General features: G+C 67.2%; 13 protein-coding genes and 1 tRNA gene. 6 read left to right on the forward strand and 8 right to left on the reverse strand.

Annotation, left to right across the window (positions count from 1 at the left end; translation table 11 throughout):
- Positions 1 to 187: 187 nt before the first annotated feature.
- A complete protein-coding gene (locus tag LDO13_RS13255; protein ID WP_224047186.1) occupies positions 188 to 655 on the reverse strand; it encodes a GatB/YqeY domain-containing protein in 468 nt (155 codons plus the stop codon).
- 223 nt (positions 656 to 878) lie between these two features.
- Here LDO13_RS13255 and LDO13_RS13260 point away from each other — a divergent pair, with 223 nt between their 5' ends.
- From LDO13_RS13260 to LDO13_RS13270, 3 genes are all read left to right on the forward strand, one after another.
- Positions 879 to 1,415: a hypothetical protein gene (locus LDO13_RS13260; protein WP_224047187.1), complete on the forward strand. Its 537-nt coding sequence runs from the start codon at positions 879 to 881 to the stop codon at positions 1,413 to 1,415.
- 290 nt (positions 1,416 to 1,705) lie between these two features.
- Positions 1,706 to 2,251, forward strand: a complete 546-nt coding sequence (locus tag LDO13_RS13265) for a hypothetical protein (RefSeq protein WP_224047188.1) — start codon at positions 1,706 to 1,708, stop codon at positions 2,249 to 2,251.
- 140 nt (positions 2,252 to 2,391) lie between these two features.
- Positions 2,392 to 2,919: a hypothetical protein gene (locus LDO13_RS13270; RefSeq protein WP_224047189.1), complete on the forward strand. Its 528-nt coding sequence runs from the start codon at positions 2,392 to 2,394 to the stop codon at positions 2,917 to 2,919.
- 204 nt (positions 2,920 to 3,123) lie between these two features.
- Here LDO13_RS13270 and LDO13_RS13275 read toward each other — a convergent pair.
- The 5 genes from LDO13_RS13275 to galU all read right to left on the reverse strand — a co-directional run bounded on the left by LDO13_RS13275 (position 3,124) and on the right by galU (position 6,839).
- Positions 3,124 to 3,196: transfer RNA gene (locus tag LDO13_RS13275), tRNA-Ala, on the reverse strand.
- 46 nt (positions 3,197 to 3,242) lie between these two features.
- Entirely contained in the window at positions 3,243 to 4,043 is an 801-nt protein-coding gene (locus LDO13_RS13280; RefSeq protein WP_224047190.1) for an NAD(P)H-binding protein, read from the reverse strand.
- A 151-nt stretch (positions 4,044 to 4,194) separates the two neighbouring features.
- Complete coding sequence (locus LDO13_RS13285) at positions 4,195 to 5,178, reverse strand: hypothetical protein (protein ID WP_224047191.1); 984 nt, start codon at positions 5,176 to 5,178, stop codon at positions 4,195 to 4,197.
- A gap of 117 nt (positions 5,179 to 5,295) precedes the next feature.
- Positions 5,296 to 5,916, reverse strand: a complete 621-nt coding sequence (locus LDO13_RS13290) for a GNAT family protein (RefSeq protein ID WP_224047192.1) — start codon at positions 5,914 to 5,916, stop codon at positions 5,296 to 5,298.
- Positions 5,917 to 5,921: 5 nt separating this feature from the next.
- Complete coding sequence (galU, locus tag LDO13_RS13295; protein ID WP_224047193.1) at positions 5,922 to 6,839, reverse strand: UTP--glucose-1-phosphate uridylyltransferase GalU; 918 nt, start codon at positions 6,837 to 6,839, stop codon at positions 5,922 to 5,924.
- Between the two features lie 97 nt (positions 6,840 to 6,936).
- Between galU and LDO13_RS13300 the strand changes: the two genes are divergently transcribed.
- From LDO13_RS13300 to LDO13_RS13310, 3 genes are all read left to right on the forward strand, one after another.
- On the forward strand, positions 6,937 to 7,572 hold the full coding sequence (locus LDO13_RS13300; RefSeq protein WP_224047194.1) for a 5-formyltetrahydrofolate cyclo-ligase: 636 nt from the start codon (positions 6,937 to 6,939) through the stop codon (positions 7,570 to 7,572).
- 137 nt (positions 7,573 to 7,709) lie between these two features.
- Positions 7,710 to 7,955 carry an FmdB family zinc ribbon protein gene (locus LDO13_RS13305; RefSeq protein WP_224047195.1) on the forward strand — a complete coding sequence of 82 codons (246 nt, stop codon included), beginning with the start codon at positions 7,710 to 7,712 and terminating at the stop codon, positions 7,953 to 7,955.
- A gap of 118 nt (positions 7,956 to 8,073) precedes the next feature.
- A complete protein-coding gene (locus tag LDO13_RS13310) occupies positions 8,074 to 8,904 on the forward strand; it encodes an RcpC/CpaB family pilus assembly protein (protein ID WP_346347018.1) in 831 nt (276 codons plus the stop codon).
- Positions 8,905 to 8,988: 84 nt separating this feature from the next.
- Here the strand turns inward: LDO13_RS13310 and LDO13_RS13315 are convergent, their stop codons facing one another.
- Both LDO13_RS13315 and guaA read right to left on the reverse strand, forming a co-directional pair.
- Positions 8,989 to 13,101, reverse strand: coding sequence for an AAA family ATPase (locus LDO13_RS13315; RefSeq protein WP_224047196.1), 4,113 nt, complete (start codon positions 13,099 to 13,101; stop codon positions 8,989 to 8,991).
- Between the two features lie 301 nt (positions 13,102 to 13,402).
- Positions 13,403 to 14,992, reverse strand: coding sequence for a glutamine-hydrolyzing GMP synthase (gene guaA, locus LDO13_RS13320; RefSeq protein WP_224047197.1), 1,590 nt, complete (start codon positions 14,990 to 14,992; stop codon positions 13,403 to 13,405).
- Positions 14,993 to 14,994: the final 2 nt, after the last annotated feature.

A 14,994-nucleotide genomic window follows, 5' to 3' on the forward strand; every position in this document is an offset into this window, starting at 1 on the left:
TCCGCGACCATACCGCCCAGGTTTAGGCGGTCGTCCGGTCACGGAACGCGCCGAAAGTGGCGGACGCTGCCATTCCGCGTACCTTCTCAGGATACAGGCGGGTCCTGGCAGCCTTCCGCCACCCGGCCCGCGGCTCCGGTTTCCGGGGCATGGCCCGTTCAGCTTCCGCGCGCTGTTGCTGCCCGGCTTACTGCGTAATGCGGCTGCGTACGATCTCGCTGACGGCCTTGCCGTCGAAGCGCCCGGCGACCTTGGCGGTCACCGGCTTCATGACTGCGCCCAGCTGGCGCATGGTCAGTTCGGTGCCATCGGCGGTGAGGGAAGTGATGACCTCGTCGACGATCGCCTCCACTTCCGCCGCGGTCAGCGCCTTCGGCAGGTAGGCCTCGATAATTTCGGCTTCGGCGATTTCCGCCGCAGCCCGCTCGGACTCTCCCGCCTCGGTGTAGATACGGGCGGTGTCGCGACGCTTGGCGGCTTCCTTCTGCAGCAGGGACGTCACCTGGGCGTCGTCCAGCACGATCGGGGTTTTGCCGGATTTCTCGCGGGTTTCGATTTCGCCCAGGACGTTGCGCACCGTGGTGAGCGCGATCTTGTTACGGTCCTTCATGTGGCTGACGACGTCGGCGTGCAGGCGTTCTTTCAGGGTGGTCATGATTCTCCTAGTGTTACTGGACAGGATAGCGGGCGGGCCGGTGCGTGAGCCTGGGGGTTCGCCTACCGCAGACACCTGCGGCCATGGGCCAGGGCGTGCTGTTACTGTGAACCATCGCTGACCTATGGGGGACATCATGCAGCAACGATTTGCTTTGGTTCTTGCCGCCGCAATCGCAGTACTTGCCGTTTCAGGATGCGGAGGCCAGCAGCCAGCAACGGACGTGGACCGCACGAAGGAAGCAGAACCGGAGCCCTCTGCACTTTCAGCCACGGCAGCGACTGCAGCCACCCCCTCCCCCGAACTGCCGAAGCGCGTACCGGCCACGGGGCGGCCCTCCGCCCAGTTCTGTGACGCCGGCGAAAAGTACCTGGCAAAGTTCCCCGGCCTTCCCCGGGTCCAGCCCCCTGCCGGATCATCCACACCTCCGGCGGCGAACATCTGCGCGTACACGGCAGTCATTGGTGACATCACCAAGCCGATCGCCTCGCTCGGTGCCCTGGACTTGGCTGGTGACGATGCTGAGCTCGCCATCATCAGGAAAAGCTGCACTGACGGCACAGGACTCGCGCCGGGAGCCACCAAGATCGACGCCGTTTGGGTTCAGTCGCGTGGGTGGTCAGGCTGGACGATCACGAACGGCGCGGGCCACCAGGCAATGCTTTGCACGAACAGCCACTTCTTCAGCGCGTCCCTTTCGAACGTGCCAGGATCCACACCAGAAGACGCGTTGAATACAATCCTCGCCGCCATGGACTGACGGCTTCCCGGGCCCGCTGGTACCAGGAGTTCTCCGAAGCGGAGTTCCGCGCCAGGCTCGGAATGCCGACGCTACGAATCCACGCTCGTCCGCCGAATGAGGAAAAGTACGTCGCCGCCAACCTGAACGCCGCTCTGGAAACCCTGGCCGCAGGGTCCCGCCGGCTCATCCTGGTTTCGTCTCCCGCCACGGGATCCGTTCGAACCGGCGGGCGGGATCAGCGCGTTGTCCCCCATCCCGGATCGGAGCGGATGTCTTGCCAATCGGCGGGCTGACCGTAGACTCGGCCCATGGCTGGTCCTGGGGGAACGAGAATAGTCCGCGGTGTTTTGGTGCTCGTGGGTGTGCTGGCCACGGCTGTCCTGGCCGGGTGCGTCTATGAGGACGAGGGCGATCCGAGGCCACCGGAAGCCAGCTCAAGTGTCCGGCCGGCGGCCGCCTTACCGTCGAAGGGGGCGGACCTGTTGGCCCTGGAAACGCACAACTATGCTGAGCTGGAGCAGCGCCTGGCAGGCGCGGCCGGGCAGGTGCTTCTGGCCGTCTCCGGTCCGGCCGATGGACCCGGCGTGGGATTCAGCAAGTCCGTGACGGTGACAAGCGCGGGCCCGCACACTGTGACGGTCGCGTGCGTGGGTGCCCCCCGGGCTCTCATCTCGCTCTCCCAGGCAATCGTCGGAGGCATCGAGCGTACGGATTTCGAGCTGGATTGCAAGGGAGCCCAGTCACAGGTCGTCCAGCTTAAAGAGGGGTCCGTAGGCGCGCATCTGATCCGCCTCCACCCGGACGGAGGCGTATGGACAGGCGCGGTCGCCGGCATAAAGATCAGCGTCGGATGATGCTCCAGTAGGACCCGGTGTCGACGCCGGGAAGCCCGGCGTCCGCGCGCAGGGGGTCCGTGACCACCCAGCCGGCCACCGCCGCTAGCCGACGGCGCGTAATGGACGGCGCGCACTCCGGTTGGCCGTACTCTAAGGCTGTGAAACGAGTGCTCCTGGACCAGGCGATACACACCGACTACGGACAGCTTGACCTCATCTGGACCGAGGCAGGCGGATTCGATGGAGATTTCGACCGCTTCTTCGCCGGCCAGGTCAACGGATTGGTCGGCGCCGCCGACCCGGACGGCGTATACGTCAACCTTGCCCGCAGGTCAGGCGGCTCGTCGGTCCGCATCGTGCTGTTGGACGAGGCGCCTGCGGAAGATGACGTCTCGTGGGAGGACGTTGTCGAAGTGTCCTTCCTCCTTCCTGCCGGACACACGTTGGGGTGGATCGCCTGGGCGGGCTTGAGCAGGGGGTCGCTGGACGGCGTTCCCTCGGGCAGCTTCAGGCTGCGGGTCAGCGCAAGGGGACGAGATGAGGGAAGCGTGGGCGAGGACGCTGAGGACCTGGTCGACTTTTATCTCCTGGAGTTGTGGCTTGCGCCGCCGCAGCCCGACGCCGTTTTGCGCACCGGGAGCTGGGACAGCCGCTACTGGCACAGCGAGTGGGGTCAGCGTCGCTGACACTGCCTGGGACAGACACCGGAGTCGTGGACTCCAGAAAGAGCCGACACGTGCATGGCGCTTCTTCGCGGCGGCGTCGTCCACCTGGCGGGCGAGAACCGCTAAGACCCGGCCGCGGCGAAGTCGATTGCTTCTTCGCCCAACTGGGCGATGAGCGCCCGTCTATTCCGAGATTTCGACGGAACCGGAACCACCTAGAAATTGTGGAGCTAAGGAGATTCGAACTCCTGACCTCTTCGATGCGAACGAAGCGCTCTACCAACTGAGCTATAGCCCCGAAGCAACGCCGTTCCCGCAGGTACGGCGTTGCCGGTGTCCCTAGGCTACAAACTATCCGCGTTCTTTGCCAACCAGCCGCTGAATGTCTCACCGGCGTGGCGTTGCCCCGGAACCAGGTTCAACCCGGCGCGCAGGTACTTGCCCATGGCACCGGGCAGCGGGAACTGCACCAGGCGTCCGCGGGAACCGGTGACGGCCTTCCACTGCCGGGCGAATTCCTCCATGCCCTGGATCTCGGGGCCGCCGACCGTTCGGACGCTGTGCCGCGGGCCCGCGGACGGTTCCAGCGCAGCCCCGAGGAGGGCGGCAGCGACGTCGGACGGCGCAATCGGCTGGAACCGGGCTCCCTTGACCACGGGAATGATCCGCATTTTTGAGCCGGCACCGAACATCGACGCCAGCAGGGAATGGAACTGCGTCGCCCGGAGCGCGACAGTTTGCAGTCCAGACCGCTCGTAGACCTGTTCCTTGGCCGCCTTCGAGCCGTAGTAGCCGAAGCTGCTCCGGTCGCAATTGATGATCGACAACATCACCCCCCTGGCCACCCCGGCGTCCTGCGCTGCGGCGAGAAGGCGGGCGCCGCCGTCGGCGAAGCCTTTCAGGGCCTTCCCCGAGCGCCCTTCCAAGCAGTCGATCACGACGTCGGCGCCGGCCAGCGCCGCCGCCAGCCCATTGCCGGTGGTGACGTCGGCAGCGAAGTATTCCGCGCCCGGTACCCGGGCCGGGGCACCGGCGGGAGGTGGATTGCGACATAGGACCGCCACACCGTGCCCGCCCGCAACAGCCATCCGCACCACTTCGCTGCCCACCTGGCCGGTTCCGCCGGCAACACAAATTCTTGTCATGCCCCGAGGCTACCGGCCCGCGACCGATTTCCGGTCGCATCGTAGCTTTTGCCGTTGTTGATCTGCCGCAATGTCTTCAGTGTGATGGCTATCCGGATACAACGAAGCCCCGGGCGGCCATTGCTGGCTGCCCGGGGCTCAGAGTTGCTGTTCAGGCCCGGCGTCGCTGCAGGACATCGTCCAGGTTGCTCAGGGCGCTCTGCGCCTTGCCCAGGGGTTTCGATTCGGGTTCCGTGCCGAGGCTGCCGGCCGGGGCCATCGGAAGTCCCTGCTTGAGCGACGGCTTTCCAACGGCCCTTGGTGCTTCTGGCAGATCCAGCGGCTGAGGGGCGGCACGTTCAGCCTTCGGCGCCTCTACGTACGTGGGCTTCGGGACCTCTACCGGCTCCCAGCTCGATCCTTCTCCGGCCGGGGAATCCGCAGTGCGGCGAACCGACGTGTCGCCCGAAGCCACGGCCTCCGCCAGGGCCGCCTGGCGGAGCTCCTGGGCTGTCAGCGGCTTCGGTGCAGGTTTGCGTTCCGCGGCATCCGCCTGAGCGTCGAAGAGCGGGCTCTCAGTCCATTCACGGGGTTCCCCTGTGGGCTCCCGGAGAGGCGTCCGCTCCGGGGCGGACCGGGACGGGCGTGCCGGCGCGCTCATGGCCGAACGAAACGCGGCGTTCATTTTGCGGCGGCGGTCCCGGACCGCGAGCCAGCGGAGCATGAGGACGGAGGCCACGCCGCCGAGCAACGCTGCGACGGGAAGCCACACCGGACCGAGGCCGAAAATTCGGAGGACCGCGGACACCAGCCCTGTCAGAATCGCCAGCAGACCGGCCAGCGCCAGGGCCAACCGGCCGTAGCGGACTTTGAATGCCGGACACGTGGCAGCAGGCTTGGCGCCGCCATCGAACCCGGCGGTTCCCGGGCCGGACGCGGTGTGCGGGGTACTGGTCATGGGATTCTCCTGCTGGGCCGCCATCTTCATGACGTTCCCGGCTTGCGGGGTTGTTTCTAGATCGATGACGTCCGCCCCGAACTCGCCCGCAGGCTGCAGCTGGTGGCGTCCGTTCCGGAGCATGTAGGGAGCTACCCACACAATCCAGAGCGCAACAGCAATGACAAGGATCACAGAGCTGCTAAGAGGGAAGTCCACATCAAAACCGTATGAGCAATGGGCGGTACTGGGCCGCATTGTCCCCGGTGTGTCGCCGGACAACCGACAATTGAGTGGATTTAGTGCGTAATGGCTGGTCAGACGGGCACTCGCCGCTCACGCGGGACGGCTCTGCTGCCAGCGTGCCAGCAGCCCCCCGGGGACTTCTTCGGAGGTCAGCGCGAAGCTCCGGTGGTCCGCCCATTCGCCGTTGATATGCAGGAACCGCGGACGGTAGCCCTCGTCGCGGAAGCCAAGCTTCTCCACCACCCGCAGACTGGGTCCGTTTTCAGGACGGATGTTGATCTCCATCCGGTGAAGTCCGAGCGTCTGGAAGCAGTAGTCCGTGGCCAGTGCCACAGCGGTCGGGGCAATGCCCTGCCCTGCCCGGTCCTTGTCCACCCAGTAACCGAGCGTGGCCATCATCGCCGAGCCCCACACGATGGAGGACACCGTCAGTTGGCCCACGATCACGGGTTCGCGGAAACCGGGGGTCCACGCCGTGATCAGGAAGGGCAGGGCCGTTGCCTGGGCGGCCTGGGTCTTGAGGGATCGCACCATCTGGCGGTAGTCGGGAAGGCCGCCCCCGGGAACGGGGTTGGACGCTTCCCAGGGGGCCAGCCACTCGCTGTTGCGGGCGCGGACCTGGGTCCATTCCTTGCGGTCCCGGTACCGGATGGGGCGCAACACGAGGTCGCCGCACTCAAGCGTTGCCGGCCAGTTGAAGCTGCCCCCCATTGGAGTTATTTGGTCAGGCTGGGCGCGAGGCTGGCGGCGAATTCGGGCAGCCATTCCCGCAGGCCGGGGCCGAGGTCTTCGCTGTCGCAGGCAAGCTGCACGCAGGCCTTGAGGTAGCTGAGCTTGTCACCGGTGTCGTAGCGGCGGCCGCGGAAGACGACGCCGTAGACGCCGTAGCCTTCGCCGTCTCCTGCCGCGAGTTCCTGGAGCGCGTCCGTCAGCTGGATTTCGCCGCCACGGCCGGGCTCGGTGCGTTCCAGCACCTCGAATACTGCCGGGTGGAGGACGTAGCGGCCGATCACGGCGAGGTTGGACGGGGCGTCGTCGATGTCGGGCTTCTCAACGAGCTGGTTGATGCGGACATAGTCCTCACCCGCTATCGCCTGGACGTCGGCGCAGCCGTAGGCGCTGATCTGGGAAGGGTCCACCTCGATCAGCGCGACAACCGAGCCGCCGGTCTTGGCCTGGACTTCGATCATGGTGCTGAGCAGTTCGTCGCGGGCGTCGATCAGGTCATCGCCCAACAGGACAGCGAAGGGCTCGTAACCTACGTGCTGCTTTGCACGGAGGACGGCATGGCCCAGGCCCATCGGATCGCCCTGGCGCACGTAATGGATGTCGCCGAGGTTGCTGGCAGCCTGGATGGACTCAAGCTTGGCGGTGTCCCCCTTGCCTTCAAGGGTGGCTTCCAGCGCGGGGACGCGGTCGAAGTGGTCCTCCAGCGCGCGCTTGTTGCGTCCGGTGATCATCAGGATGTCGTTCAGGCCGACGTTGACGGCTTCCTCGACGACGTATTGGATGGCCGGCTTGTCCACGACGGGCAGCATTTCCTTCGGCATGGCCTTGGTGGCCGGAAGGAATCTGGTGCCGAGGCCGGCTGCGGGAATGACGGCCTTGCGGACGGGAGCGTTGAGTGTAGTCACTCGACTAATCTAACGGAGGGACCAAACATTAGGTAATCATTCGAGCCGCCGGAGTACCTCTGCTTCACGGCTGCAGCACGCGGAGGGACGAGTCACCATGGCGTCGAAGGAAGACATCCGGGCCGGCCACCGTGCCGGGCGCGGCGCATTGACGCCCGCCGCCCTGTCGGGCGCCGGGGCGGGCATTGCCCGGCACGGCCTTGCGTGGGCATCCCGCCTGACCGGCGGCCACCCGGGCACCTTCGCCGCCTATCTGGGCGTGGGTTCCGAGCCGCCGACCCTTCCCCTGCTGACGGCGTTGCATGAGGCAGGGCACAGGGTCCTGCTTCCGGTCTGCGAGCCGGACCTTGGGCTGAGCTGGGTGTACTGGACTCCGGCCTCCGAATCCGTCCGGAGCCGCTACGCGCCGATCCAGGAGCCTGCAGGGGAACGCCACGGCACCGCCGTCATGCTGCACGCCCACGGCATCTTCCTGCCTGCCACCGCCGTCGACTTCTCCGGAAACCGGATCGGTCAGGGCGGCGGCTATTACGACAAGTTCCTCGCGGCGCTGGCTGCCCTCCTGCCGCCCCGGGCCGAGACGTCCGACGGCGGCCTGCCGCCCCTGCCGACGGCCGCCGTCGTCTTCGACAGCGAGGTGCTGCCGGCCGGCAGCATCCCGGCAGAGTCCTTCGACCGGAAGGTGGCGGCGGCGCTGACCCCGGGCGGACTGCTCCTGCTGCAGAGCTCTTAAGGGGCGCCCGGCCGGGGTGATAGAATTGGCACTCAGGCCCTGAGACTGCTAAGTGACGGATCCGCCGGTGACATCCCGGCAATGATCCAGACCAGCAAGCACGGGACCTGCTCGTTTGTCCCTGAGGAGGATTTCCAGTGCCCACGTATGCATACGCCTGCAAGGACTGCAGCCACGCCTTCGAGATCGTGCAGTCGTTCACCGACAGCTCCCTGACGTCCTGCCCCGAGTGCCAGGGCACGCTCCGCAAGAAGTTCAACAGCGTTGGCGTCGTCTTCAAGGGTTCCGGCTTCTACCGGACCGATTCACGCGACGCCAAGGGCAGCACGGGTTCCCCTGCCCCGGCGGCAACTCCGGCGCCTGCCGCGGCTTCCGCAAGCTAGGAACTGCCCGCAAGAATCGCGGGTCGCGGCCCGGCCACGGTTCTTTGGCCAGGCCCTTTCTCCACATAGCCCAAACCGCACCTGTCCGGCATTTCCGCCGACGCGTAGGGTCGCATTCATGGCCACCCTTGCGCGTTCCGACCCGGCCGTCGGCAACTTCCGGGCGGAACTCCCTCGCGTATTGCTTCGCGGTGCGTTGCGCCCCTCCTCGGTTCTCAGGATCGGCGTCCCTTCCTTTGGGCGCGGCACCAGCGAACCGAAATCCGGGCGTCCGCGGCCGGGCCGGAGACCGGCCGCCCGGCCCACCCGCCGTACGCTCCGCTGGCTCGAGCGCAACCGGCGGCTGGCTGTGGCGCTGTTGCTGTGCGTCGCGGCCGGCATCACGGTGCAACAGCTCACACCGGCCCCGCCCTTCGCGGTCTCCGCCTTCGCCGCGGCAACGGACTTGCCGGCCGGGAAGACGCTCGGTCCGGAAGATCTGACGCTGCTGAGCGTCCCGCGCGACCTCGTGCCGGCAGGCAGCTACGGCAGCAGCGAGTCCCCGCACGGCATGCAGCTTGCCGTGGCGCTCCGCAAGGGCCAGCTGCTGTCCGATTCCCAGGTCCTTGGGCCCGGCCTGCTGGCGGGAAGTCCTCCGGGAACCGCCGCAGTGCCACTCCGGATGGCCGATCCGGCATCAATCCAGCTGCTCTCCCCCGGGCAGCTCGTCAATGTGGTCATGACAACCGGCGACAGCTTTGACCAAACGGCGGCGTCCCAGGTGCTGGCTGCGGCGGTGCCGGTGCTGTGGACCTCCGAGCACGGCGGTGAGGCGGGCCAATGGCTGGCCGCCGGGGATACTGAGGGCCTCATGGTCGTGGCTGCCGATGCGGATCAGGCACGCCGTCTCGCCGGCGCCTCGACGCAGGGGAAGCTGTTCTTCGTCCTTGTGGTGGCCGTGCCGGGCTAGGCGTTTGGAAGAGCCGCACGGGCAGCCACAGCCTTTCCGGAGCCCCGCAGGGTCCGCCACCGAAGGTTCAGTCCCGGTCCGTCCTTAGCCCCAGTGCGGAGGCTTCTGTTCCTGGAGCCAGGAGTCGTGGTCGTAGCCGCCGGACTCGTCGCCCCAGCGCCGTGGATCGTCTTCGGCTGCTTTGTTCGGCAGCACTCCGGCGGGCATCGCCGCCGGAGTTGCCGGCTGCGAAGCGTTGCCCCGGCCGCGGTCCTGGAATTCCTCGTTGTTTTCGATCTCGCCGTCGCTCCGCGAATCACTGCTGTTTCGGGTATCGCCGTCTGCAGTCATGCCTCCGGCCTCCTTGCTGCCCTTGTCTGTTCTGTACTGTTGCGCGCCATCCGGCAATCCGAAGGAGGACCGCTCCTCCGCGGCCCGAGCTTCGTTGACGGCCAGGTTCTCGACGTCGTCGTCAAAGAATCCCGGCGAGGCCTGCTTCCGGTGCGTTACGACCGGTTTCTCCAGGCCCAGGTATCCTCCGATGCGGTCGGCGCAGGCCGAAGGATCGGTAAAGACTTCTATGGTCCATAGTGGCATGTAACGCCAGCCGAGTCGCTCCAGCAGCTGTGGGCGCAGCCTGCTGCGTTCGCGGACGGTCAGCCGGCGGTACTGCTCGGTGCCGTCGGACTCAATCGCGACGGGCCGGGGAATTTCGGCGTCGTCCTGCCCGAGAGTGCTCAGCGGGTCGGCTGCGGCCACCATGTTCAGTGCGCCGTCGTACTGGTGCCACACACGGGCACCCCGGGCACGGAGCCTGTCGCCGAGGTCAGCCACGAGGGGATCTGCCCCCAAGGCCTGTTCGCTGGCGGCGGCGCGCGACGCCGGGCTGCCAAGATCCGAATTGCCCGCGATTTCCCGGTCCAGGAGCTCGTAGAAGTCCACTGCTCCGTGGCTCAGCCGGGTCACGTCGAGGTCCTCGGGTCGGAAGCAGCTCAGCACGTGCAGGGAGCGGCGCGCCCGTGTCATGGCGAGGGCGAACCTGGCCCGACCACCGTCCGCGGACAGCGGGCCGAGGCTGTGGAGTGCACGCCCGTGCGGGGTGCGGCCGTAGCCCGGGGAGAAAATCACGTGATCACGGACCAGGCCCTGGGCGCGTTCCAGATCCACCACCCGGAAAGATTCGTCCCCGGCCGTGAAGAAGCCGGCCAGCAGCGGATGGTTGGGCAGCTGCAGCCGGATGGACTCGCCGATCCGGGCTGCGTGCCGGAGGCTGCCGGTGACGACGGCCAGCGACGTCCGCGGCCGCAGGCGGGCGTGTTCGAAGACAAGTTCCACCGCCCGGTTCACTTCGGCCACGACGGATTCCACTCCGTCTTGGTCCGCGCTGGGCAGTCCCGTGCCGTCCGGCAGGTATTCGACAGTCAGGGCCCGGTCCAGGCCCGTGGCGGACTGGCCTTCCGGCAGCCGTCGCAGCCCGTTGTCGTAGAACCCCTTGCTCAACTGCCGCACGAGGTCTTCGTCAACGGCGCGGTAGACGGTCCGCAGGTTCCAGACGGGCAAGACTCCGGTCAGCGCCTTGTATGCGCTCTCCACGCCCTGGTGGGAGCTCTCGCCGGCGGCGAGCCGCTCCACACTGACGGTGAACGTCCGCGGGCTGGCAATCCGGTCGTCACCAAAGGCAATGACCTGTTTGGCGCGGGCGACAGCCGGCAGGACGGCCTGCAGCGACGTCGCCTCGGCGTCCAGGATGACGACGGCGTCGAACCGCTGTGTCGCCGGCAGGACAGCGGTCAGGAGATAGGGGCTGACCGACCACACGGGGACCAGCATGGGCAGAAGTTCCGGGGCCTGCCCGCTGAGGGCTGACAGGGTGACCCTGCCGTCTTTGAGCAGGCTGCGGAGCAGTTCCGCCTGGCGGGGGTGCTCCGCGATGGCGGCCCGCCAGCGTTCGGCAAGCTTCCAGCGCAGCCGCGCAGCGCCGCTGGCGATGTGGGCGTTGTCCGCGAGACGGTACTCGGCTTCCAGCTGGCGCAGGGCGTCGCCGTCGGACATCGCCAGGTAATCATCGCCGCTGATCATGGCTTCCAGGGCCGACTGCCACCAGGCGAGTTCGAGCTCCGCGGCCACGGACCCGGCCGGAACTTCGCGTTCGGCAAGGTCGGCGAGAAGTTCGCCGAGGCCATGCTCGCGCATGTTCTCCACCAGGAGCGTCCGCTCCGGCAGCGTCTCCAGCGTCCCGGTGTCGGCAACCAGCCGCTCCAGGCGCACCATGAGCTGCTCATAGGGCGTGTTGTACAACTCGCCGCCCGCCGCCGTGTGCTTGACGGCCTGGCCCAATTCGGCCAGTTCCGCTTCCAGCTCGCGGTACAGGCCGATGATCTCCCCCAGACCGGATGGGACCGCGGGATGGCGCTGCGTCGTTGCGTAACCGGACCACGCGGCCCGCTGTGCCTGGACGAGGACGAGGGAGCTGTGAAGGTCGGCGATGTGGACGCCCGGGCGGACATACTCCTTCGCCACACGGCGCAGGCGGGAGCGCTGCATGGATGGCATCTCGATGTTCCGTTCACGGCGCCAGGAGGACGGTGCGGTGGCGGAGATGAGGTCGTGGACCGGCCGGTCGAAGATATCCGGGGTGAACTTGTCCAGGCTTTCACGCACCGCGACAAGGAGCTCGACCTGGTCGCCCCATTCGGCGAACGTGCTGCCAAGACGGATCTCGGCATGTTCGGCGACGCCGTTCATCAGTTCGCGCAGTTCCGGAAGCTTCCGGGCCACCGAGCGTGCCACCTGCTGGGCTTCCTGGGTTTCCTTGCGGGTCAGGAGGCGGGCGCCGTGCCAGGGGCTCGTCGTCGACGCCCGGCTGAAGCTGCCCAGTTCGGCCGCGCGGCGGAGCCGCCCGGCCAGTTCCTCGCGGTCACGGATGTTGTCCAGCACACTGCGCTTGAGCCGGACGGTGGTGGCCGGTGCGGGCTGGATGGAGGTCAGCTCGGCCAGCGACTGCATGGCCTCGTACGGCGAGCAGCCCCACCGCTGGCGGACGTTGTGCAGCGAGGCGACATGGTCCCGCAGGGCGTGGCGGTGCTCGATCAGGGTGGTGTGCAGGTTGCTGAGCTGGGGCTCAAGTGACTTCTCGTTGCGTACGATCGCACGGACCAGCTGGCCCTTGAGCTGCAGCGGGGTCGCGTTGCCGGCGAGCTGGAACAGTGTGGAATCCAACCCCAGGGTGTCCAGTTCGGCGGAGATCTCGCCCAAGCTGGCACGCCGGTCCCCCACCACCAGGACAGTCTTGCCCTGGTTGACGAGGGCCCCGATGGTGTTGATGGCTGTCTGGGTCTGGCCGGTGCCCGGCGGGCTGCTGACCACGAGCGAGTCCCCGGCGCAGACGGCGTCGACGACGTACTGCTGGTCCGTGTCGGCGTCCAGCAGCAGCAGTTCATCGGCCGGGTCGCGCTCGTCGGTGGTGGGGAAGCGCCCGGGCTTGAGCTCATGAACCTCCACTGCCGCGCCGGCGGCAGCGCGGCCCAGGGCCGTCACGAGGGGGTGGTTCCCGTTGATCCACGGGTCGTCGAGGCTCCCCGACAGGTCGGCGTAGGTGGAGACCAGAAGGTTGTGTTCGACCTCGGCGCCGTGGATCGGCTGGATCAGGGTGCCAAGGCGGTCGAGGACAGGCTGCGGATCAAACCGGGCGGTGCTGTACGCCATGCGGGTGACGGCATTGACGTCGAAAACGATCCCGTGGATGGTCTTCAGGTGCCGGATCAGTGCAGGGTTGATCTTGGCCTGTTCGGTCAGCTGCAGTTCGTAGTCGTCCTCGCCCGGCCGGACCGTCAGGGAGATGGCGGTCAGCATGACGGGGGCGGAAACACGCTGGGGTTTGCCTCCGACTGCGGATGTCCAGACGACTGTTCCCGCCGAGAAGTATCCCGCGTCGATGCCGCGGTCGTTGGCGAGTTCGAAGATCTTGGACCGCAGGTTGCGCGAGGCCCGCGCGGCGACGACGTACTGCTGGTGGTCACGGATCAGCGTGGAGAGCCGGGTGCGCCGGCCGGCCATCAGCTGCGCCAGGCCGGAGGGATGGGCGTGGGTCAGGTCGATGGAGCCTTCGGGCGTCTTGGTGAAGCGCAGCATCGTGTCTGCTCCGGTGACGGGCTTGAGCCCCGACAGCCATTTCCTGAGCTCCTCGGAGCCCTCGGGGTGGCCTTGACCAACTGACACTGCTGCCTTCTTTTCTGTGCTCGCGTTTACTCTGCTCACGGTTTCCGTGCTCGCGCGGGACGTCCTGGACCATACCGGCATGCTTTCGAGGGTAGCCCGAATCCGGTGCCGGTGAGGCTCCGCAACACTGGCGGGACGCAAATTCCGCCCGAATTTGCCTGAACGCCATTCCCCCGCCAACGGCGGCCGCACGAATCCCCGCCGGGCCCGGCCAGCGATGAAAAGACCAGCCGCAAGAAGGCCAGACGTGAAATGGCCGGCCTCCCCAGGAGACCGGCCATTTCATTCGCCCATTACCGGGCTACTCCCATTCGATGGTTCCCGGCGGCTTGCTGGTCACGTCGAGCACCACGCGGTTCACGCCGTCCACCTCGTTGGTGATGCGGTTGGAGATCCTGGCCAGCAGGTCGTAGGGCAACCGCGACCAGTCCGCCGTCATGGCATCTTCGGAGGAAACCGGGCGCAACACGATCGGGTGGCCGTAGGTGCGGCCGTCGCCCTGGACGCCGACGCTGCGGACATCAGCCAGCAGGACGACCGGCATCTGCCAGACCTCGTTGTCGAGTCCGGCTGCGGTCAGTTCGGCCCGCGCGATGGCGTCGGCCTTGCGCAGCAGGTCCAGCCGCTCCTTGGTGACTTCGCCGACGATCCGGATGCCGAGGCCCGGTCCGGGGAACGGCTGGCGTCCGACGATTTCCTGCGGCAGGCCCAGCTGGGCGCCGACGGCGCGGACCTCGTCCTTGAACAGGGCGCGCAGCGGTTCGACGAGTTCGAACTGCAGGTCTTCCGGCAGTCCGCCCACGTTGTGGTGGCTCTTGATGTTCGCCGCACCTTCGCCGCCGCCGGATTCGACGACGTCGGGGTACAGCGTGCCCTGGACGAGGAACTTGATCTTCTCGCCGTGAGCGGCCGCCTCGGCGATGATCGCAAGCTCGGCTTCCTCGAAGGCCCGGATGAATTCGCGGCCGATGATCTTGCGCTTGGTCTCCGGGTCGCTTACGCCGGCCAGGGCCGCCTGGAAGCGCTCCTGTTCGTTGGCCACGTAGAGCTTGACGCCGGTGGCGGCCACGAAGTCCCGTTCGACCTGCTCGGCTTCGCCTTCGCGCAGCAGTCCGTGGTCCACAAACACACAGGTCAGCTGGTCGCCGACGGCACGCTGGACCAGGGCGGCAGCGACGGCAGAGTCCACGCCGCCGGACAGTCCGCAGATGACCCGGGCGTCGCCGATCTGTTCGCGGATGCGGTCGACCTGTTCCTCCAGGATGTTCCCTGCGGTCCAGTTCGGTTCCAGCTTGGCGCCCTTGAACAGGAAGTTCTCCAGGACCTGCTGGCCGTAAGCCGAGTGCTTCACTTCGGGGTGCCACTGCACGCCGTAGAGGCACTTCTCTTCGTTGGCGAAGGCTGCCACTTCGGCGCCGGCCGTCGTCGCGAGGACTTCAAAGCCCTCGGGGGCCTCGTGCACGGAGTCGCCGTGGCTCATCCAGGTGCTCTGGTACTGGGGCATGCCGTCCAGGATGGAGCGGCCTTCACCGATGGTGGTGGTCTCGGTGGCGCCGTACTCGCGGAGTCCGGTCTGGGCCACCTTGCCGCCGAGGGCGTTGGCCATGGCCTGGAAGCCGTAGCAGATCCCGAAGACCGGGATTCCGGCCTCGAAGAGGTCCGCGCCGACGCTGGGGGCGCCTTCGGCGTAGACGCTGGCGGGGCCGCCGGAGAGGATGATGGCGGCGGGGTTCTTGGCCAGGAGCTGCTCGGTGCTGTAGGTATGCGGAACCACTTCCGAATACACATTGGCTTCCCGGACGCGGCGGGCGATCAGCTGCGCGTACTGGGCACCGTAGTCAACAACCAGCACGGGCTTGTGGGACGTCTGGGATGCAGTGGGAGTAGTCACCG

It is taken from the genome of Arthrobacter sp. NicSoilB4 (assembly GCF_019977335.1).
GTDB lineage: Bacteria > Actinomycetota > Actinomycetes > Actinomycetales > Micrococcaceae > Arthrobacter.

Coding starts and splice junctions, on each gene's coding strand:
- LDO13_RS13300 (WP_224047194.1), top strand. CDS start 6,937: ATGGCGTCGAAGGAAGACATCCGGGCCGGCCACCGTGCCGGGCGCGGC.
- LDO13_RS13290 (WP_224047192.1), bottom strand. CDS start 5,916: ATGGGGGGCAGCTTCAACTGGCCGGCAACGCTTGAGTGCGGCGACCTC.
- LDO13_RS13310 (WP_346347018.1), top strand. CDS start 8,074: ATGGCCACCCTTGCGCGTTCCGACCCGGCCGTCGGCAACTTCCGGGCG.
- LDO13_RS13265 (WP_224047188.1), top strand. CDS start 1,706: ATGGCTGGTCCTGGGGGAACGAGAATAGTCCGCGGTGTTTTGGTGCTC.
- LDO13_RS13280 (WP_224047190.1), bottom strand. CDS start 4,043: ATGACAAGAATTTGTGTTGCCGGCGGAACCGGCCAGGTGGGCAGCGAA.
- LDO13_RS13255 (WP_224047186.1), bottom strand. CDS start 655: ATGACCACCCTGAAAGAACGCCTGCACGCCGACGTCGTCAGCCACATG.